This is a genomic window from Bradyrhizobium sp. NP1, from assembly GCF_030378205.1.
Taxonomy (GTDB): domain Bacteria; phylum Pseudomonadota; class Alphaproteobacteria; order Rhizobiales; family Xanthobacteraceae; genus Bradyrhizobium.
Genome location: NZ_CP127385.1, coordinates 70,361 through 85,620, shown reverse-complemented (window position 1 = coordinate 85,620; position 15,260 = coordinate 70,361). Strand labels below are relative to the sequence as shown.

15 protein-coding genes are annotated in these 15,260 nt (G+C 65.7%); 7 read left to right on the top strand and 8 right to left on the bottom strand.

The annotated features are described in order from the left end of the window. Positions 1-31 precede the first annotated feature (31 nt). From dut to ubiE, 4 genes are read right to left on the bottom strand one after another with little or no spacing between them, the layout of a single operon-like run. On the bottom strand, positions 32-490 hold the full coding sequence (dut, locus tag QOU61_RS00370) for a dUTP diphosphatase (RefSeq protein ID WP_289656180.1): 459 nt from the start codon (positions 488-490) through the stop codon (positions 32-34). Beyond that, positions 487-1,896, bottom strand: coding sequence for a bifunctional phosphopantothenoylcysteine decarboxylase/phosphopantothenate--cysteine ligase CoaBC (gene coaBC, locus QOU61_RS00365; RefSeq protein ID WP_289656179.1), 1,410 nt, complete (start codon positions 1,894-1,896; stop codon positions 487-489). The genes dut and coaBC overlap by 4 nt, the downstream gene beginning before the upstream one ends. A gap of 58 nt (positions 1,897-1,954) precedes the next feature. After that, positions 1,955-3,529 carry a 2-polyprenylphenol 6-hydroxylase gene (ubiB, locus tag QOU61_RS00360; RefSeq protein ID WP_289656178.1) on the bottom strand — a complete coding sequence of 525 codons (1,575 nt, stop codon included), beginning with the start codon at positions 3,527-3,529 and terminating at the stop codon, positions 1,955-1,957. Further along, positions 3,526-4,287: a bifunctional demethylmenaquinone methyltransferase/2-methoxy-6-polyprenyl-1,4-benzoquinol methylase UbiE gene (gene ubiE / locus QOU61_RS00355; protein ID WP_289662130.1), complete on the bottom strand. Its 762-nt coding sequence runs from the start codon at positions 4,285-4,287 to the stop codon at positions 3,526-3,528. Before ubiE ends, ubiB begins: the two co-directional genes overlap by 4 nt. 98 nt (positions 4,288-4,385) lie before the next feature. On the opposite strand from ubiE, the gene mutM reads away from it, so the two are divergent. Beyond that, positions 4,386-5,276 carry a bifunctional DNA-formamidopyrimidine glycosylase/DNA-(apurinic or apyrimidinic site) lyase gene (mutM, locus tag QOU61_RS00350; protein ID WP_289656177.1) on the top strand — a complete coding sequence of 297 codons (891 nt, stop codon included), beginning with the start codon at positions 4,386-4,388 and terminating at the stop codon, positions 5,274-5,276. Between the two features lie 19 nt (positions 5,277-5,295). Then, the gene (locus tag QOU61_RS00345) at positions 5,296-5,814 is read left to right on the top strand and encodes a GNAT family N-acetyltransferase (RefSeq protein ID WP_354142500.1); all 519 of its coding nucleotides are present in this window, start codon (positions 5,296-5,298) and stop codon (positions 5,812-5,814) included. Between the two features lie 142 nt (positions 5,815-5,956). Here the strand turns inward: QOU61_RS00345 and QOU61_RS00340 are convergent, their stop codons facing one another. Next, on the bottom strand, positions 5,957-7,321 hold the full coding sequence (locus QOU61_RS00340; protein WP_289656176.1) for a serine protease: 1,365 nt from the start codon (positions 7,319-7,321) through the stop codon (positions 5,957-5,959). A 141-nt stretch (positions 7,322-7,462) separates the two neighbouring features. Here QOU61_RS00340 and QOU61_RS00335 point away from each other — a divergent pair, with 141 nt between their 5' ends. Then, positions 7,463-8,263 (top strand): HesA/MoeB/ThiF family protein, encoded by an 801-nt coding sequence (locus tag QOU61_RS00335; protein WP_289656175.1) that lies wholly within the window; start codon positions 7,463-7,465, stop codon positions 8,261-8,263. A 177-nt stretch (positions 8,264-8,440) separates the two neighbouring features. Here the strand turns inward: QOU61_RS00335 and QOU61_RS00330 are convergent, their stop codons facing one another. Continuing rightward, positions 8,441-9,442, bottom strand: coding sequence for an aldo/keto reductase (locus QOU61_RS00330; RefSeq protein ID WP_289656174.1), 1,002 nt, complete (start codon positions 9,440-9,442; stop codon positions 8,441-8,443). Positions 9,443-9,566: 124 nt separating this feature from the next. Here QOU61_RS00330 and QOU61_RS00325 point away from each other — a divergent pair, with 124 nt between their 5' ends. After that, on the top strand, positions 9,567-10,487 hold the full coding sequence (locus tag QOU61_RS00325) for a LysR family transcriptional regulator (RefSeq protein WP_289656173.1): 921 nt from the start codon (positions 9,567-9,569) through the stop codon (positions 10,485-10,487). A 167-nt stretch (positions 10,488-10,654) separates the two neighbouring features. Here the strand turns inward: QOU61_RS00325 and QOU61_RS00320 are convergent, their stop codons facing one another. After that, positions 10,655-11,656 carry a 2-hydroxyacid dehydrogenase gene (locus tag QOU61_RS00320; RefSeq protein ID WP_289656172.1) on the bottom strand — a complete coding sequence of 334 codons (1,002 nt, stop codon included), beginning with the start codon at positions 11,654-11,656 and terminating at the stop codon, positions 10,655-10,657. Positions 11,657-11,991: 335 nt separating this feature from the next. Here QOU61_RS00320 and QOU61_RS00315 point away from each other — a divergent pair, with 335 nt between their 5' ends. Beyond that, entirely contained in the window at positions 11,992-12,519 is a 528-nt protein-coding gene (locus tag QOU61_RS00315) for an SH3 domain-containing protein (protein ID WP_289656171.1), read from the top strand. A 54-nt stretch (positions 12,520-12,573) separates the two neighbouring features. On the opposite strand, the gene irrA is transcribed toward QOU61_RS00315, so the two are convergent. Next, a complete protein-coding gene (irrA, locus tag QOU61_RS00310) occupies positions 12,574-13,065 on the bottom strand; it encodes an iron response transcriptional regulator IrrA (protein ID WP_289662127.1) in 492 nt (163 codons plus the stop codon). Positions 13,066-13,432: 367 nt separating this feature from the next. Between irrA and fabA the strand changes: the two genes are divergently transcribed. Together fabA and fabB are read left to right on the top strand one after the other, a co-directional pair. Further along, complete coding sequence (fabA, locus tag QOU61_RS00305; protein WP_289662125.1) at positions 13,433-13,954, top strand: 3-hydroxyacyl-[acyl-carrier-protein] dehydratase FabA; 522 nt, start codon at positions 13,433-13,435, stop codon at positions 13,952-13,954. A gap of 40 nt (positions 13,955-13,994) precedes the next feature. Then, the gene (fabB, locus tag QOU61_RS00300; protein WP_289656170.1) at positions 13,995-15,218 is read left to right on the top strand and encodes a beta-ketoacyl-ACP synthase I; all 1,224 of its coding nucleotides are present in this window, start codon (positions 13,995-13,997) and stop codon (positions 15,216-15,218) included. The last annotated feature ends 42 nt before the right edge of the window (positions 15,219-15,260 follow it).

The window sequence follows — 15,260 nt, the reverse complement described above, 5'->3', positions numbered from 1 at the left end:
CGTTCGCAATTCGACAAAAATGAATCGCTTTTTACCGACCGGTCGACCCGAATCCCCCGCTGCCGCGCGCGGTGTCGGCAAGCGTATCGACCGGAACAAGGCGCGCCTGCACGACGGGCGCAATCACCATCTGCGCGATGCGTTCGCCGCGGCGAATCACGAACGGCGACGCGCCGTGGTTGATCAGGATCACGTTGATCTCGCCGCGATAGTCCGCATCGATCGTGCCCGGCGAATTCAACACCGTGACGCCATGCTTGGCGGCAAGCCCGGAACGCGGCCGCACCTGCGCCTCGAAGCCTGCGGGCAGCGCGATGGCAAGCCCGGTCGGCACCATCGCGCGCTGACCCGGCGACAGCGTCAGCGGCGCCTCGTCAGGCACGGCGGCGACGAGATCGAGCCCCGCGGCATCGGTGCTCTGATAGGCCGGTAGCGCCAGGCCCTCGCCATGCGGCAGTTGCCGGACCTCGACCGTGACCGTGGCGTTCACGCAGGCGTCTCCAGGGTTTTGGCGATATGGGCGACGAGCTCGGCCGCGACCTGCTCCTTGGTCATGACCGGCCAGGAATCGACTGTGATCTCGCTGCCGCTCCGCGACAATAGATGCACGCGATTGCGGTCGCCGCCCATCACGCCGCTTTCCGGCGATACGTCATTGGCGAGGATCCAGTCGCAGCCTTTGCGCGCAAATTTCGCCTTGGCGTTGTCGATCAGGTGCTCGGTCTCGGCGGCGAAGCCGATCACGAGCGGCGGGCGATTATCCTTCAATCTGGCGATCGTCGCCAGGATGTCCGGGTTTTCGACGAGTTCGAGCGGCGGCATGCCGTGGGCCGTCTTCTTCAGCTTCTGGCCGCCTTCATGCGCGACGCGCCAGTCGGCGACCGCGGCGGCGAAGATCGCGACGTCGACCGGCAGCGCCGCTTCCACCCGCTGCAGCATCTGCCGCGCCGATTCGACCCGGCTCACCAGCACGCCGGGCGGATCTGACAGCGTCACCGGCCCGGAGATCAGGAGCACCTCGGCGCCCGCGGCGTGAGCGGCCGCAGCGATGGCAAAACCCTGCTTGCCGGAGGAGCGGTTGGCGATGTAGCGCACCGGATCGATCGCCTCATGGGTGGGACCGGCGGTGATCAGCACGCGCCTGCCCTTCAGCGGCTGCGGCCGCGGCGGGCGCAGGATGTGCTCGGCGGCAGCGGCAATCTCGGTCGGCTCCGCCATGCGGCCGACGCCGGCTTCGCCCGCTTCCGCCATCTCGCCGGCATTGGGGCCGACGGTGAGGACGCCGTCGCGGCGAAGCTGCATGACGTTGCGTCGGGTCGCCGGATTGTTCCACATCAGCGGGTTCATCGCCGGCGCGAGCAGGATCGGACCGCTTGCCGCAAGCAGGATGGCGCTGGCGAGGTCGTCGGCTGAGCCTTGCGCCATCTTCGCCATCAGGTCGGCGGTGGCGGGCGCCACCACGATGAGGTCGGCCTCGCGCGCCAGGCGAATATGGCCGGCGTCGAACTCGCTTTCGGCGTCGAACAGGTCGGTATGGACCCGCTCATGGGAGAGGGAGCTCGCGGCCAGCGGCGTGACGAATTGCTGCGCTGCCTTGGTCAGCACGCAGCGGACCGCTATCCCGCGCTCTTTCAGCCGCCGGATCAGATCGAGTGCCTTGTAGGCGGCTATACCGCCCCCGATGATCAGGGTGATGCGCGGCTGACCCCCGGCCGCCGTGTGGGTCCGCGCGGGATGGGGCTCGGCGGCCTCGGGCGCGCCCGCGGCGGGCTGCTGGGCTGCCTCGCGCAGGATCACCCGGACCTCATCCTCGACCGAGCGGCCGTTGCGGGCCGCGCGCAGGCGCAATTCGTCCCGGATCGCGTCGTCGAGCTTGCGGATGGTAAGGTTGGCCATGAGCGCCTCCGGCCAGAGAATATGCTAGCAATGCTAGCATATTCCGCTTGCATTGCAATCACAATTGCCGGATGGCGACCAGGATCGCGATGAACGTGCCGGCAATGATCCACAGCGCCAGCGTGCGCCAGCGGTTCTTTTTGGCCTCGGTCTGGCCCATCGCCGCGATCGTCTCCGGCGACAGCAGCACGCCCTCGCGCGTCATGGTCTCGAGCTGCTCCAGCACGGCCAACGCGCGGCTTGTAATCCGCGGCAGGCCGGCCGCGACGCGGGCGAGGTCGCTGGCGCCGGACATCGCGCCCTGGATGCGGCCTATGGGACCCAGATTGCGCTCGATCCACTCGCGCACCACCGGATCGGCGATCCGCCAGATGTCGAGCTTGGGATCGAACGAGCGCGCCACGCCTTCGACCACCACCATGGTCTTCTGCAACAGGATCAGCTCGGGCCGGGTGCGCATGTCGAACAGGCCGGTGACCTCGAGCAGCAGTGTGAGCAGCTTGGCCATCGAGATTTCTTCGGCGGTGCGATTGTGGATCGGCTCGCCGATGGCGCGGATCGCCTGCGCGAAATTCTCCACCGAATGATGCGCGGGGACGTAGCCGGCCTCGAAATGCACCTCGGCGACGCGGCGGTAATCGCGCGTGATGAAGCCGAGCAGGATTTCGGCGAGGAAGCGCCGCTCCTTGGCGCCGAGCCGGCCCATGATGCCGAAATCGACCGCGACCAGCCGCCCCTGCTCGTCGAGGAACAAATTGCCGGGGTGCATGTCGGCATGGAAGAAGCCGTCGCGCAGCGCGTGGCGCAGAAAGCTCTGGATCACCTTGCGCCCGAGATCGGGCAGGTCGACCTGCGCGCGCGCAAGCCCGTCATGGTCGGACAGCGCGATGCCGTCGACCCATTCCATCGTCAGCACATTATGCGTGGTGCGGTCCCAGTCGACCGACGGCACGCGGAAATCCGGATCGTCGCGGGTGTTCTCCGCCATCTCGGAGAGCGCGGCCGCCTCCAGCCGCAGATCCATCTCCATCGCGACCGAGCGCGACATGGTGTTGATCACCTCGACCAGCCGCAGCCGGCGCGCTTCCGCGGAATGGGCTTCCGCCTTGTGCGCGACGAAGAAGAAATCCGAAAGGTCGCGCCGGAAGCGCGCGGCGACATTGGGGCGCAGCACCTTCACCGCGACCGGATGGCGCACGCCGTCGCGCAGCACCTCGCCGCGATGCACCTGTGCGATCGAGGCCGCCGCAACCGGCGGACCCAGGCTGGCAAAGGCCTGCGAAACCGGCCGTTCCAGCGAAGCCGTGATCACGACCTCGGCCTCGTGTTGCGGAAACGGCGGCAGGCGGTCCTGCAGGCTCTCGAGATCGCGCGCCATGATGACGCCGACGACGTCGGGGCGGGTGGCGAGAAACTGGCCGAGCTTCAGGTAGGCCGGGCCCATCCGCGTCAGCGCCCGGGACAATCGAGGGCCCGACTTGGCGCCGCGCCGCTCGATCAGTCGCGCGAGTTTGAGCGCGAGTTGTCCGGGTGGCGGCACCAGCGAGGGATCGACAGCGCCGAACACGCCCTCGCGCGCGAAGATGAAGCCGGCGCGCAGCACGCGTCCGATGTGAGTGGCTGCTGAAATCACAAACGCCAGCCCGAATGCAGTGCCACGATGCCGCCGGAAAGGCTTTGCCAGTTGACGCGGGAGAAGCCGGCGGCGCGGATCATGTCCGCGAAGGCGCCGGCTCTGGGAAACTTGCGGATCGATTCGACGAGATACTGATAGGACTCGGCATCGCCCGTCACCAGGCGGCCGAGTGGCGGAATGACCCTGAAAGAGAAGAGCTCATAGAGCCGGTCGAGTCCGGGCACGTCGACGGTGGAGAACTCGAGACACAGGAAGCGGCTGCCGGGTCTGAGCACGCGGTAGGCCTCGCGCAGTGCGGCATCGATCCGCGGCACGTTGCGGATGCCGAAGGCGATCGTGTAGGCGTCGAAAGAGCGGTCGGGAAAGCCCAGCGCCTCCGCATTGCCCTCCACGAACGACACCTTGTCGTCGAGGTGTTGCGCGACGGCGCGCTCGCGCCCGACCCCGAGCATGTCGGCATTGATATCGCAGACGGTAGCGTGGAAGTTCGGGCCCGCCTCCTTTGCTGCGCGGAACGCGATGTCGCCGGTGCCGCCGGCGACATCGAGCAGCCTGAACGGCCGCTCGCCGCGCGGCGGATCAAGCTGGTCGATCATGATGTCTTTCCAGACCCGGTGCAGGCCCATCGACATCAGATCGTTCATCAGGTCATAGCGCTGTGCCACGCTGTGAAACACGTCGTTCACCATGGCCTGCTTGTCCTGCAGGGGGACGTCGCGGTAACCGAAATGGGTGGTTTCTTCCGGCCGATCCATCGCACTCAACCGATCTGTCACACTGAACTCCTCGCGCCGGGACCATAGCGTCCCCGCCGCAATGGCGCTATCACGTCACCGTCGTAAGGTGAACAAGAATGCCTGAACTGCCCGAAGTCGAGACTGTTCGTCGCGGCCTGCAGCCGGCCATGGAAGGCGCGAGAATCCTGAAAGCGGAGGCCCGGCGCGGCGACCTGAGGTTTCCGTTTCAGAAGGATTTCGTCGCGCGGCTGCAGGGCCAGACCGTCACCGGGCTCGGCCGGCGCGCCAAATACCTGATGGCCGATCTCGCCTCCGGCGACGTGCTGTTGATGCATCTGGGCATGTCGGGCTCGTTCCGCGTCGTCAGGAACGGCGATGGCGCGGCCGGCGACCAGCCCGGCCAATTCCATCATCCGCGCAGCGAGGATCGCGCGCATGACCATGTGCTGTTCCGGATGTCATCCGGCGCCGACGTGATCTTCAACGACCCCCGCCGCTTCGGCTACATGAAGGTGATCGCGCGCAACGCGCTGGAAGACGAGCCGCTGCTCAAGGGGCTCGGTCCCGAGCCGCTCGGCAACGAGTTCGACGCCGCGATGCTGGCGCGCGCCTGTCACAACAAGAAGACGAGCCTGAAGGCGGCGCTGCTCGACCAGCGCGTGGTGGCGGGGCTTGGCAACATCTATGTCTGCGAGGCGCTGTTCCGCGCGCATCTCGCGCCGCGGCGGCTTGCCGCCACGCTATCGACCAAGAAAGGTGAGCCGACCGATCATGCGCGGCGGCTGGTGGAGGCGATCCACGCGGTGCTCAATCAGGCGATCAAGGCCGGCGGCTCGTCGCTGCGCGATCATCGCCAGACCACGGGCGAGCTCGGCTATTTCCAGCATTCGTTCCAGGTCTATGACCGCGAGGGCGAGAAGTGCCAGGCACGCGGCTGCGGCGGCATCGTCCGCCGCTTCACCCAGAACGGGCGCTCGACCTTCTGGTGCCCCAAATGCCAGAAGTAGCTGGACGGATTGAAACGCCATGAACGTGCCAGTGCTGCAAACACCGCGTTTGATCCTGCGACCGCTTTCACTTGATGATGCGCCGGCCATCCAGCGCCACTTCAACAACTGGAACATCATCCAGAATCTCGCGACCGTCGTGCCCTGGCCGTATCCCGACGACGGTGCGGAGACGTTCATCAGGCTGGAGCTTCAGGCCGCTGCCACCGCAGAAATCTACAACTGGGTGCTGGTGCTGCGATCAGGCGATGGCGAGGCCATCGGAAACATCCGCTTCCGCCCCGGCTCCGACGCGCCGAAGGGCAATCGCGGATTTTGGCTCGCGGAGCCGTATTGGAACAAGGGGCTAATGACGGAGGCCGTCGCGGCGGTCAACGACTTCGCTTTCACCACTCTCGGGATCGAGAGCTTCTACGTCTGCAACGCGGCTTCCAACACGGCGTCTCGCCGCGTCAAGCAGAAGACCGGCGCCGAATTCGTCGACCATGTCGAGATCCCACACCACAACGGCCAGTCAAAGCGGAAAAATGGAAAGTGACGCGTGAAGGCTGGTTGAGCCGAAGCTCAACCAGTTCGGTCTGACGCCAGGGTGGAATAGCGGGAAGTTCGAATCAGCAGCCGCTGTGGTCGAACGTTTCGGCTATCCAGTGGGGACCCGCCTGGGCCTCGCGCAGCCCCCGCTACTTCCGCACGCAGATCACGCGCACCGCGGCGGCTTTGGCGTCCGTGCCACCGGCCGATACCGTGACGCCGCTGGCCTTGAGAAACTCCTGGACGCCGTCGGGTGACACCAGCACGGCCTGTGCCGACGGGGTGGCGTTCGCCGGTCCCGCGACCAGGGCCGGCTTGAGCAGTGCGATCCCGGCGAACTGGCCGTCCTCGATTGCGGCGGCGCCGGAAAAGCCCGGACCCGGCGGCGGCGACAGCGCAAGATCTCCGCCCGCGCCGACCGGGGAGACCGAGGCCTTGACGCTGCTTGCGGCCGCGCCGCCACCCTGGCTTTGCGGATCGGCGATCCCGGAAAGTTCGACGGCCGCCTTGGCGCTGTGGCCAGCGACGCCGAGCGGCTTCAACCCGTGCGCGCCATAGATGCGCAGCAAGGCGAGCCCGCGCTCCCGGTCATCGGCAACGCGTTCGGCCTGGCCGAGGCCGCCAATGGTGATCGCGAGGCAGCCGTCGGCGATCTCGCGGTCGGTGACGACAGCGCCGTCGTCGCTGACCACGATGCCGGTGCCGTAGTCGACGGTCTTGCGCGGCGGCGGTCCGGCCTGCGCGCCTGATGGGAACGGGTTGAAGGCGCTCGACATCGCGATCACCACCGGCTCCACGGTGTTCTCCATCGCCTGGTCGTAGAGGATGGTGAGAATGCGCACCTCGTCGCCCTTGAAGGTGCCGCGCAGGTAGAATTTCTTCAGGCCTTGCAGCCCGGACAGCACGAAGAAATCGGGCTTGACCACGCTGTAGTCGATCTGCCGGCCCGCCGGCTCCCTCTTCTCGCGCTCGGCGAGTTTTGCGGTGGTGGGGCCTGCCTCCTTGCGCCGTGCCAGCACGATCTGCACCGTGCCGGTCGGCGAGGTCCATTTCGCGCCATTGGCGTCGCTCGCGAGCTGCGGCACCAGCTTTGATGGGATGCCGAGCCGCGCGCCGGTCGTCGGCTCGGTGACGATCCTCCAGCCGACATTGTCCTGCCGCCGCCGCGCCGTCTCGGCCAGCACGCTGCGCTCCTGCGGATTGAGCACGCCGGTCGGCTTGCCGCCGCGCTCCTTTTGGAACTCCTTGATGGCGGCGACCATGCGCTCGCTGACATCGCCTGATATCGCGCCGTTATACTGGCCGACCCAGGCGAGGTCCGACTGCAGCGCGAGCCGCTCGGCCTGCGCCATCGCATTGGCGGTATCGGCGGGCGTCTGGGTCGCCGGCGGCTTGACCGGCACGGTGGCGACCGTCTTCGGCCGGGCGCCCGCGGTCGTCGGCGCGGTCATCTGCGCCTGCGCGGAAGAGGCCGCGGCGACGAATATCAGTGTTGCTGCGAACCGCGGTCTCATGACAAATCCCGGAAGGTGATTGAATAGCTCGATAATGAAACACATCTATTTGGTCGGCAACAACGGTGCCGGGGTTCAGGAGATGGCGCGGTATCCTCAGGGTAGAGGATCGGCGATGGTGAGACGAGGAACCGAGCGAAGATGCTGACCGCCGACGAACTCGAACGCTATGCCCGCCACATCGTGCTGCACGAGGTCGGCGGACCCGGACAGGCCGCGCTGAAGGAAGCCTCCGTGCTCGTGATCGGCGCCGGCGGTCTCGGCGCGCCGGCTCTGATGTACCTTGCGGCGGCCGGCGTCGGCCGGCTCGGGGTGGTCGATGACGACGTCGTCTCGCTCTCCAACCTGCAGCGCCAGATCATCCACACCACGCGCGACATCGGCAAGCCCAAGGTCGACAGCGCCGCCGAGCAGATCGAGGCGCTCAACCCGCATGTCGAATTCGCCGCGCACGCGACGCGGATCAACGCCAACAACGCGCTGGCGCTGATCGGCGGCTATGATCTCGTGCTCGACGGCTCCGACAATTTCGAGACCCGTTATCTGGTTTCAGATGCCTGCTTCCTGGCGGCGCGACCGCTCATCACCGCCGCGCTCGGCACCTTCGATGGATCGCTGACCACGATCCGCGCGCATGAGCAGAACGCGCAAGGCGAGTTCAACCCGACCTATCGCTGCCTGTTTCCCGAGCCGCCGCCGCCCGGCACGGTGCCACCTTGCGCGGAAGCCGGGGTGTTAGGGGCGCTCGCCGGTGTGCTGGGTTCGATGATGGCGCTGGAGGCGATCCGCGAGATCGTCGGATTCGGCGAGGGCCTGGTGGGCCGGTTGTTGATGATCGATGCGCGCACCATGCGCTTCGAGACGCTGCGCTATGCGCGCGATCCGCAAAACCCGCTCAACGGCGACAACGCGATCGTCACCGATCTGAGCGGGCATAGGTAGTTGCGAGCTCGATTTGTCCTCTTACCCTCCCCTGGAGGGGGAGGGTCGATCGCGAATAAAATGAGCGATCGGGGTGGGGTGAGCCCTCGCTCGGTAATTTCACCCCACCCCGTCTCACATTTCGCTTTGCTCAATGAGAGCCGACCCTCCCCCTCCAGGGGAGGGTGGCAGGGAGCCTCACCTCGTCATCGGCCTTTCGCTGTCCATGTGCGCGAGCTGCGATTCCGGATAGCGCTCGCCCGATGCGACGCCGGGCGGAAACGCCTTGGCGAGCGCGGCAAGATGCTTCGGCGTCAGCTTCACCTCGAGCGCGCCGAGGGCCTCGGTGAGGCGGTCGCGGCGGCGCGCACCGACCAGCGGCACGATGTCGGCGCCTTGCGCCTTGACCCAGGCGATTGCGACCTGCGCCGGTGAAGCGCCGACATCGGCGGCAATCGCGCGCAGCGTATCGACCAGCGCCAGATTGGCGTCGAGATTCTCGCCCTGGAAGCGCGGGCTGCGGCCGCGGAAGTCGGCCTTGCCGCGATCTTTCGACCAGTGGCCCGAGATCAATCCGCGCGACAGCACGCCGTAGGCCGTGATGCCGATGCCGAGCTCGCGGCAGGTTTTCAGGATGTCGCTCTCGATGCCGCGCGACACCAGCGAATATTCGATCTGCAGATCGGCGATCGGATGGGTCGCATGCGCGCGGCGGATCGTCTCGGAGCCCACTTCGGACAAGCCGATATGCCTGACATGGCCGGCCTTGATCATGTCCGCGATCGCGCCGACCGTTTCCTCGATCGCCACATCCGGGTCGAGCCGCGCCGGACGGTAGATGTCGATATGATCGACGCCGAGCCGCTGCAGCGAATAGGCGAGAAAATTCTTCACTGCCGCCGGCCGGCTGTCATAGCCGAGAAAATTCTTCTCGATGTCGCGCAGCGCGCCGAACTTCACCGAGATCTGCACCTTGTCGCGGTTGCGGCCGATAAGTGCCTCGCGGATCAGCATCTCGTTGTGACCCATGCCGTAGAAATCACCGGTGTCGAGCAGGGTGATGCCGGCATCGAGCGCAGCATGAATGGTTGCGACGCTCTCGCTGCGATCGGTGGGGCCGTAGAAATCCGACATGCCCATGCAGCCGAGCCCGATGGCGGAGACGGTGGGGCCGGTTGAACCGAGTTTGCGCTGTTCCATGATCGCTCTCCTGAAAGGTGCCGCGGGGGCATCCCGCGCGGTTATCTGGTGCCGCCGATATGCGCCCTTTCCATTGAGGCGATAAGCTGGACAATACTAAAGAGCTTGTTCATTATATTGAACAATGGCCGTGCCCGATCTCCGCGATCTCGACGCCTTCGTCGCCGTCGCCCGTTTCAGAAGCTTCCGCCGCGCGGCGGTGGAGAGCCGCGTCTCGGTCTCGAGCCTCAGCCAGCGCCTGCGCGACCTGGAGGAGCGCCTCGGCGTGCGCCTGATGAACCGCACCACCCGCAGCGTGGCGCTCACCGAAGCCGGCGAAATGCTGCTGGCGCGAGTCGCGCCGGCGCTGATCGAGGTCGGCGCAGCGCTCACCCACGTGCGTGGCCTGCGCGGCCTGCCGTCAGGCCGCTTGCGCATCAATGCGCCGCCGCCGGCGATCGATCTGGTGCTGGCGCCGATGGTCGCGCCGTTCATCGAGGCCTATCCACAGATCGACCTCGAGATCGTCGGCGAGAGCTCGTTCGTCGACGTGGTCGCGCAAGGGTACGACGCCGGCGTGCGCTATGGCGAGCATCTGGCGCAGGACATGATAGCGGTCTCGCTCGGTCCGCCGCAGCGCTACGCCGTGGTGGCCTCGCCCGATTATGTTGCCAGGCACGGCAAGCCGAAGCATCCGAAGGACCTGCTCGACCATGGTTGCATCCGCGTCCGCTTCGGCCGGGGCACGCTGTTGGACTGGGAGTTCGAGAAGGCGGGGCGGGTGGTGAAAGTATCGCCGCCGGCGAAACTGATCGTTAACTATCCCGGGCTCGCGCAACGCGCCGCCTGTGACGGGCTCGGCTTCTGGCTGACTTTCGAAGGCTATGTGCGCGAGGGCATCGCCTCCGGCGAACTCACAAGCGTGCTCGACGATTGGTGTGCGCCGTTTCCGGGACCGTTCCTCTATTATCCGAGCCGGCGTCAGCCGCCGCCGGCGCTCGCGGCGTTCGTCGCCTTTGTCGCGGAATGGCGCAAGCAGGAGCGGCGGAAGGGTGGCGCGCCATAGTTCGTCATCGTCCTTCCCCGTCATGCCCCGCGAAGGCGGGGCATCCAATATTCCACAGGCGTCGCAGATGAATACGGATGTCTCTGGAATACTGGGTCGCCCGGTCAAGCCGGGCGACGACATCGCGTAGCTCTTTGAAAACTTGGATCAGAACAGCCGCCGCCCGCCTACAGCATGCTCGGCAGCACGCGGTCCGGCGGCTTGTGGTTGTCGAGGAAGGTCTTGATGTTGATGATGACCTTCTCGCCCATCTCGACGCGGCCTTCGATGGTGGCCGAGCCCATATGCGGCAGGATCGTCACCTTGCCCTGCTTGGCGAGCCGCACCAGCTTCGGGTTCACCGCCGGCTCGTTCTCGTACACGTCGAGGCCGGCGCCGCCGATGTCGCCGGATTCGATCAGCCTGACCATCGTATCTTCGTCGATCACCTCGCCGCGCGCGGTGTTGACGATATAGGCCTCCTTGCGGATCAGCTTGAGCCGCCGCGCCGACAACAGATGGAAGGTCGCGGGCGTATGCGGACAGTTCACCGAGATGATGTCCATCCGCGCCAGCATCTGGTCGAGGCTCTCCCAGTAGGTCGCGCCCAGTTCCTCGGCGATCACGGGCGCCACCGGGCGGCGGTTGTGATAGTGGATCTGCAGGCCAAAGGCGCGGGCGCGGCGGGCCACGGCCTGGCCGATGCGCCCCATGCCGATGATGCCGAGCCGTTTTCCCCCGATGCGGTGGCCGAGCATCCAGGTCGGCGACCAGCCCGCCCAGTGCTTGCCCTCGGTCAGCACCGCCGTGCCCTCGATCATCCGCCTGGGCACCGCGAGGATCAGCGCCATCGTCATGTCGGCGGTGTCTTCGGTCAGGACTTTTGGCGTGTTGGTGACGGTGATGCCGCGGGCATGCGCCGCGGTGACATCAATATTGTCGACGCCGTTGCCGAAATTGGCGATCAGGCGCAGCTTGCAGTCGGGCTGCTTGAGCAGCTCCTCGGTGATCTCGTCGGTGACGGTCGGAACCAGCACGTCCGCGGTGCGCACGGCTTCCGCAAGCTGCGCCTCCGTCAGCGGCGTATCGTCGAGATTGAGCCTTGCATCGAACAATTCGCGCATGCGCGTCTCGATCGAGTCCGGCAGCTTGCGCGTGACGACAACGAGAGGCTTTTTCTTAACCGACATGTCCTGCTCTTCAAGCGGCGCCGCGCGCGGCCCGGCGTCATTCAGACCTCATTAACCCGCTTGTTCGAAACTGCCGTTTGCCGCGTAGTCCCGGCGTTTCCCTGGCGCCCCGCCATTTCCTCGCGAAACAGGCGGATCGTGCTGGTTCTTGAGGTCGTTCCTGGGGCTTTGTTCCGTCCTCTCTAGCAGAAGGCCGGGGCAAAACAAGAACCACCGAACAGCCATCAGGGAACGACAAGCCGAGGCGATCGGGGACGCGGCGCAGGGCATTTGGGGCGTTGGGCAGTCTGGCTCGACCAATGTGAGCTTGAGAGTACTCGGTGGGAGACGCGTGAATGGCGTTGGGACGGGTTTGGTTGGGGGTCGTGCTTGCCGGGGGCTTGCTCGGCGCGTCAGTAACAGCGGGGGCTTCGGCCAAGGATTCGACCCCAACCGCGAGCGGCCTGCCGGTGCCGCGCTATGTCAGCCTCAAGTCCGATCATGTGAACGTGCGGGCCGGCCCGACCAAGGACAATGACGTGGCCTGGGTCTACACCCGTTCCGGCCTCCCGGTCGAAATCACGGCCGAATACGAGAACTGGCGGCGCGTGCGCGATTCCGAAGGCGCCGAGGGCTGGGTCTATCATTCGCTGCTGTCCGGCCGCCGCACCGCCGTCGTCACCATGAAGAGCAAGGACGATCTCGCCGCGCTGTATGATCGCGCCGATCAGGCCGCTGCTGTCGCCGCGCGGCTGCAGGCCGGCGTCGTCGCGCAGGTGAAGAAATGCGCGTCCGGCTGGTGCCATATCGCGGGCAGCGGTTTTGATGGCTGGATCCAGCAGGAACGGCTGTGGGGCGTCTACGCCGACGAAAAGGTGGATTGAGATTATTTGCAGTGCAAAACTCTGGGTCGTCCCGGCAAACGCCGGGGCGACGCGCTAGCGCCTCTTGCGCAGGCGCACCACCATCTCGACGCGCGCGATCTCGTAGCCTTCGGGCACGTCGGGCATCTTCGACAGCGCGACATGCGGATCGGGAATGTCGACCAGCTCGTGATTGTGCTCGAGATAGAAGTGGTGATGGTCCGACACGTTGGTGTCGAAATAGGTCTTGGTCCCGTCGACCGACACCTGGCGCAGCAGGCCCGCATCGGTCAGCTGGTTGAGCGTGTTGTAGACGGTGGCAAGCGACACCGGAACCTTGGCGAGCGTCGCCTCTTCGTAGAGCATTTCCGCGGTGAGGTGCCGCGCGCCCTTGCCGAACAGCAGCCAGCCGAGCGCCATGCGCTGGCGTGTCGGACGCAGGCCTGCCGCCTGCAGCATTTCGTTGACGTCGTGCCATGGGCAACCGGTCAATGAAGGTTGCCGTCCCCCGTGAGGGGACGCCGAATGAGCAGCGTCATCGTTCAAAATCGAACCGTCCTCGCGCATTTCCACGTCAGGCACCGCACACGTTTTCTGGCACTATCGCGGTGGAATATAAGGAGGAAATGCTTTAGATGCAAGTTTCTCGCAACTAGAAGCGGCACCGGGTGAAAACGGAGGAACCAGAGCGCTGATGCGGCGATTTAGCTGATGGGTCGGCGCTTTGCGGCGGGAGTGGCCCTGTGATAGAGAGCGCGCGGACCTGCTTAACCTTCATCGGCCAAGGCGGATTGGGTCAGGGCGGACGCTGGTCGCCGCGGGAGCACCGTGACCCGCGGCTGGTGCGTCGCCACGGCAATTGGCCGCGCTTCTCATGAAAATGGGTCCGTTTCGCCCCAAAATGCTCCATCAGGATTTGAAAGAGGCTGGTTTGATGCTGGATCGGCGCAGCGGTTATGAATACGAGGATTTGCTGGCTTGCGGCCGTGGCGAGATGTTCGGCCCCGGCAATGCACAATTGCCGCTGCCGCCGATGCTGATGTTCGACCGCATCAGTGAAATTACGGATAAGGGCGGCGAGTACGGCAAGGGCCTGGTCCGTGCCGAACTCGACGTCAAGCCCGACCTGTGGTTCTTCGGCTGCCATTTCAAGAACGATCCCGTCATGCCCGGCTGCCTCGGCCTCGACGCGCTCTGGCAGATGGTGGGTTTCTACCTGGGATGGGTCGGCGGCGAGGGCCGCGGCCGCGCGCTGGGCCTGGGCGAGCTCAAACTCGCCGGTCAGGTGCTGCCGAACGTCCGCAAGGTTGTGTACAACATCGACATCAAGCGCGTGATGCGTTCAAAGCTTGTGCTCGGGATCGCCGACGGGTGGCTTTCGATGGATGGTGAGATTATTTATCGCGCCAAGGATTTGAAGGTCGGCCTGTTCAAGCAAGGCACGGCGCCGAACTGAACGGCACATTGCAAGGACCAAACGACAGGGTGAGGCGAACATGAGGCGGGTTGTCATCACGGGGATGGGCATTGTCTCGTCCATCGGTAACAACACCCAGGAAGTGCTTGCCAGCCTCCATGAGGCAAAGTCGGGCATCACGCGCGCGGAGAAATACGCCGAACTCGGTTTTCGTTCGCAGGTTCAGGGCGCTCCCACGCTCGATCCCGCCGAGGTGATCGATCGCCGCGCGATGCGTTTCCTCGGTCAGGGCGCGGCCTGGAATCACGTCGCGATGGAGCAGGCGATCCAGGACTCCGGGCTCGAAGCCTCCGAGGTCTCGAATGAGCGCACCGGCATCATCATGGGCTCCGGCGGCCCGTCGGCGCGCACCATCGTCGAAGCCGCCGATATCACGCGGAGCAAGGGGCCGAAGCGGGTCGGCCCGTTCGCCGTGCCGAAGGCGATGTCGTCGACCGCATCGGCCACGCTCGCCACCTGGTTCAAGATCAAGGGCGTCAACTATTCGATCTCGTCGGCCTGCGCGACCTCGAACCATTGCGTCGGCAACGCCTATGAGACGATCCAGATCGGCAAGCAGGACGTGATCTTCGCCGGCGGCTGCGAGGAGCTCGACTGGACATTGTCGGTGCTGTTCGACGCGATGGGCGCGATGTCCTCGAAATACAACGACACGCCCGCGACCGCCTCGCGTCCCTATGACGTCAGCCGCGATGGTTTCGTGATCGCCGGCGGCGCCGGCGTGCTGGTGCTGGAAGAGCTCGAACATGCGAAAGCGCGCGGCGCGCGCATCTATGGCGAGATCGTAGGCTATGGTGCGACCTCCGACGGCTACGACATGGTCGCCCCCTCGGGCGAAGGCGCCGAGCGCTGCATGCGCATGGCGCTGTCGACCGTGAAGAGCAAGATCGACTACATCAATCCCCACGCCACCTCGACGCCGGCCGGCGACCCGCCCGAGATCGAGGCGATCCGCAAGGTGTTCGGCACCGGCGACAAGTGTCCGCCGATCTCCGCGACGAAAGCGCTGACCGGCCATTCGCTCGGCGCCACCGGCGTGCAGGAGGCGATCTACGCGCTGTTGATGATGAACAACGGCTTCATCTGCGAGAGCGCCCATATCACCGAGCTCGATCCGGTCTTCGCCGACATGCCGATCGTGCGCAAGCGCATCGACAACGCCAAGGTCGGTACCGTGCTGTCGAACTCCTTCGGCTTCGGCGGCACCAACGCCACGCTGGTCTTCAAGCGGATGGATGCGTGAGAGGCTTTTGCAGACTGAAGGCCGTTTGAACTGTCATGGCCG

Coding starts and splice junctions, on each gene's coding strand:
- coaBC (WP_289656179.1), bottom strand. CDS start 1,896: ATGGCCAACCTTACCATCCGCAAGCTCGACGACGCGATCCGGGACGAA.
- ubiE (WP_289662130.1), bottom strand. CDS start 4,287: ATGGATCGGCCGGAAGAAACCACCCATTTCGGTTACCGCGACGTCCCC.
- mutM (WP_289656177.1), top strand. CDS start 4,386: ATGCCTGAACTGCCCGAAGTCGAGACTGTTCGTCGCGGCCTGCAGCCG.
- QOU61_RS00345 (WP_354142500.1), top strand. CDS start 5,296: ATGAACGTGCCAGTGCTGCAAACACCGCGTTTGATCCTGCGACCGCTT.
- QOU61_RS00340 (WP_289656176.1), bottom strand. CDS start 7,321: ATGAGACCGCGGTTCGCAGCAACACTGATATTCGTCGCCGCGGCCTCT.
- QOU61_RS00335 (WP_289656175.1), top strand. CDS start 7,463: ATGCTGACCGCCGACGAACTCGAACGCTATGCCCGCCACATCGTGCTG.
- QOU61_RS00330 (WP_289656174.1), bottom strand. CDS start 9,442: ATGGAACAGCGCAAACTCGGTTCAACCGGCCCCACCGTCTCCGCCATC.
- QOU61_RS00325 (WP_289656173.1), top strand. CDS start 9,567: ATGGCCGTGCCCGATCTCCGCGATCTCGACGCCTTCGTCGCCGTCGCC.
- QOU61_RS00320 (WP_289656172.1), bottom strand. CDS start 11,656: ATGTCGGTTAAGAAAAAGCCTCTCGTTGTCGTCACGCGCAAGCTGCCG.
- QOU61_RS00315 (WP_289656171.1), top strand. CDS start 11,992: ATGGCGTTGGGACGGGTTTGGTTGGGGGTCGTGCTTGCCGGGGGCTTG.
- irrA (WP_289662127.1), bottom strand. CDS start 13,065: ATGCGCGAGGACGGTTCGATTTTGAACGATGACGCTGCTCATTCGGCG.
- fabA (WP_289662125.1), top strand. CDS start 13,433: ATGCTGGATCGGCGCAGCGGTTATGAATACGAGGATTTGCTGGCTTGC.
- fabB (WP_289656170.1), top strand. CDS start 13,995: ATGAGGCGGGTTGTCATCACGGGGATGGGCATTGTCTCGTCCATCGGT.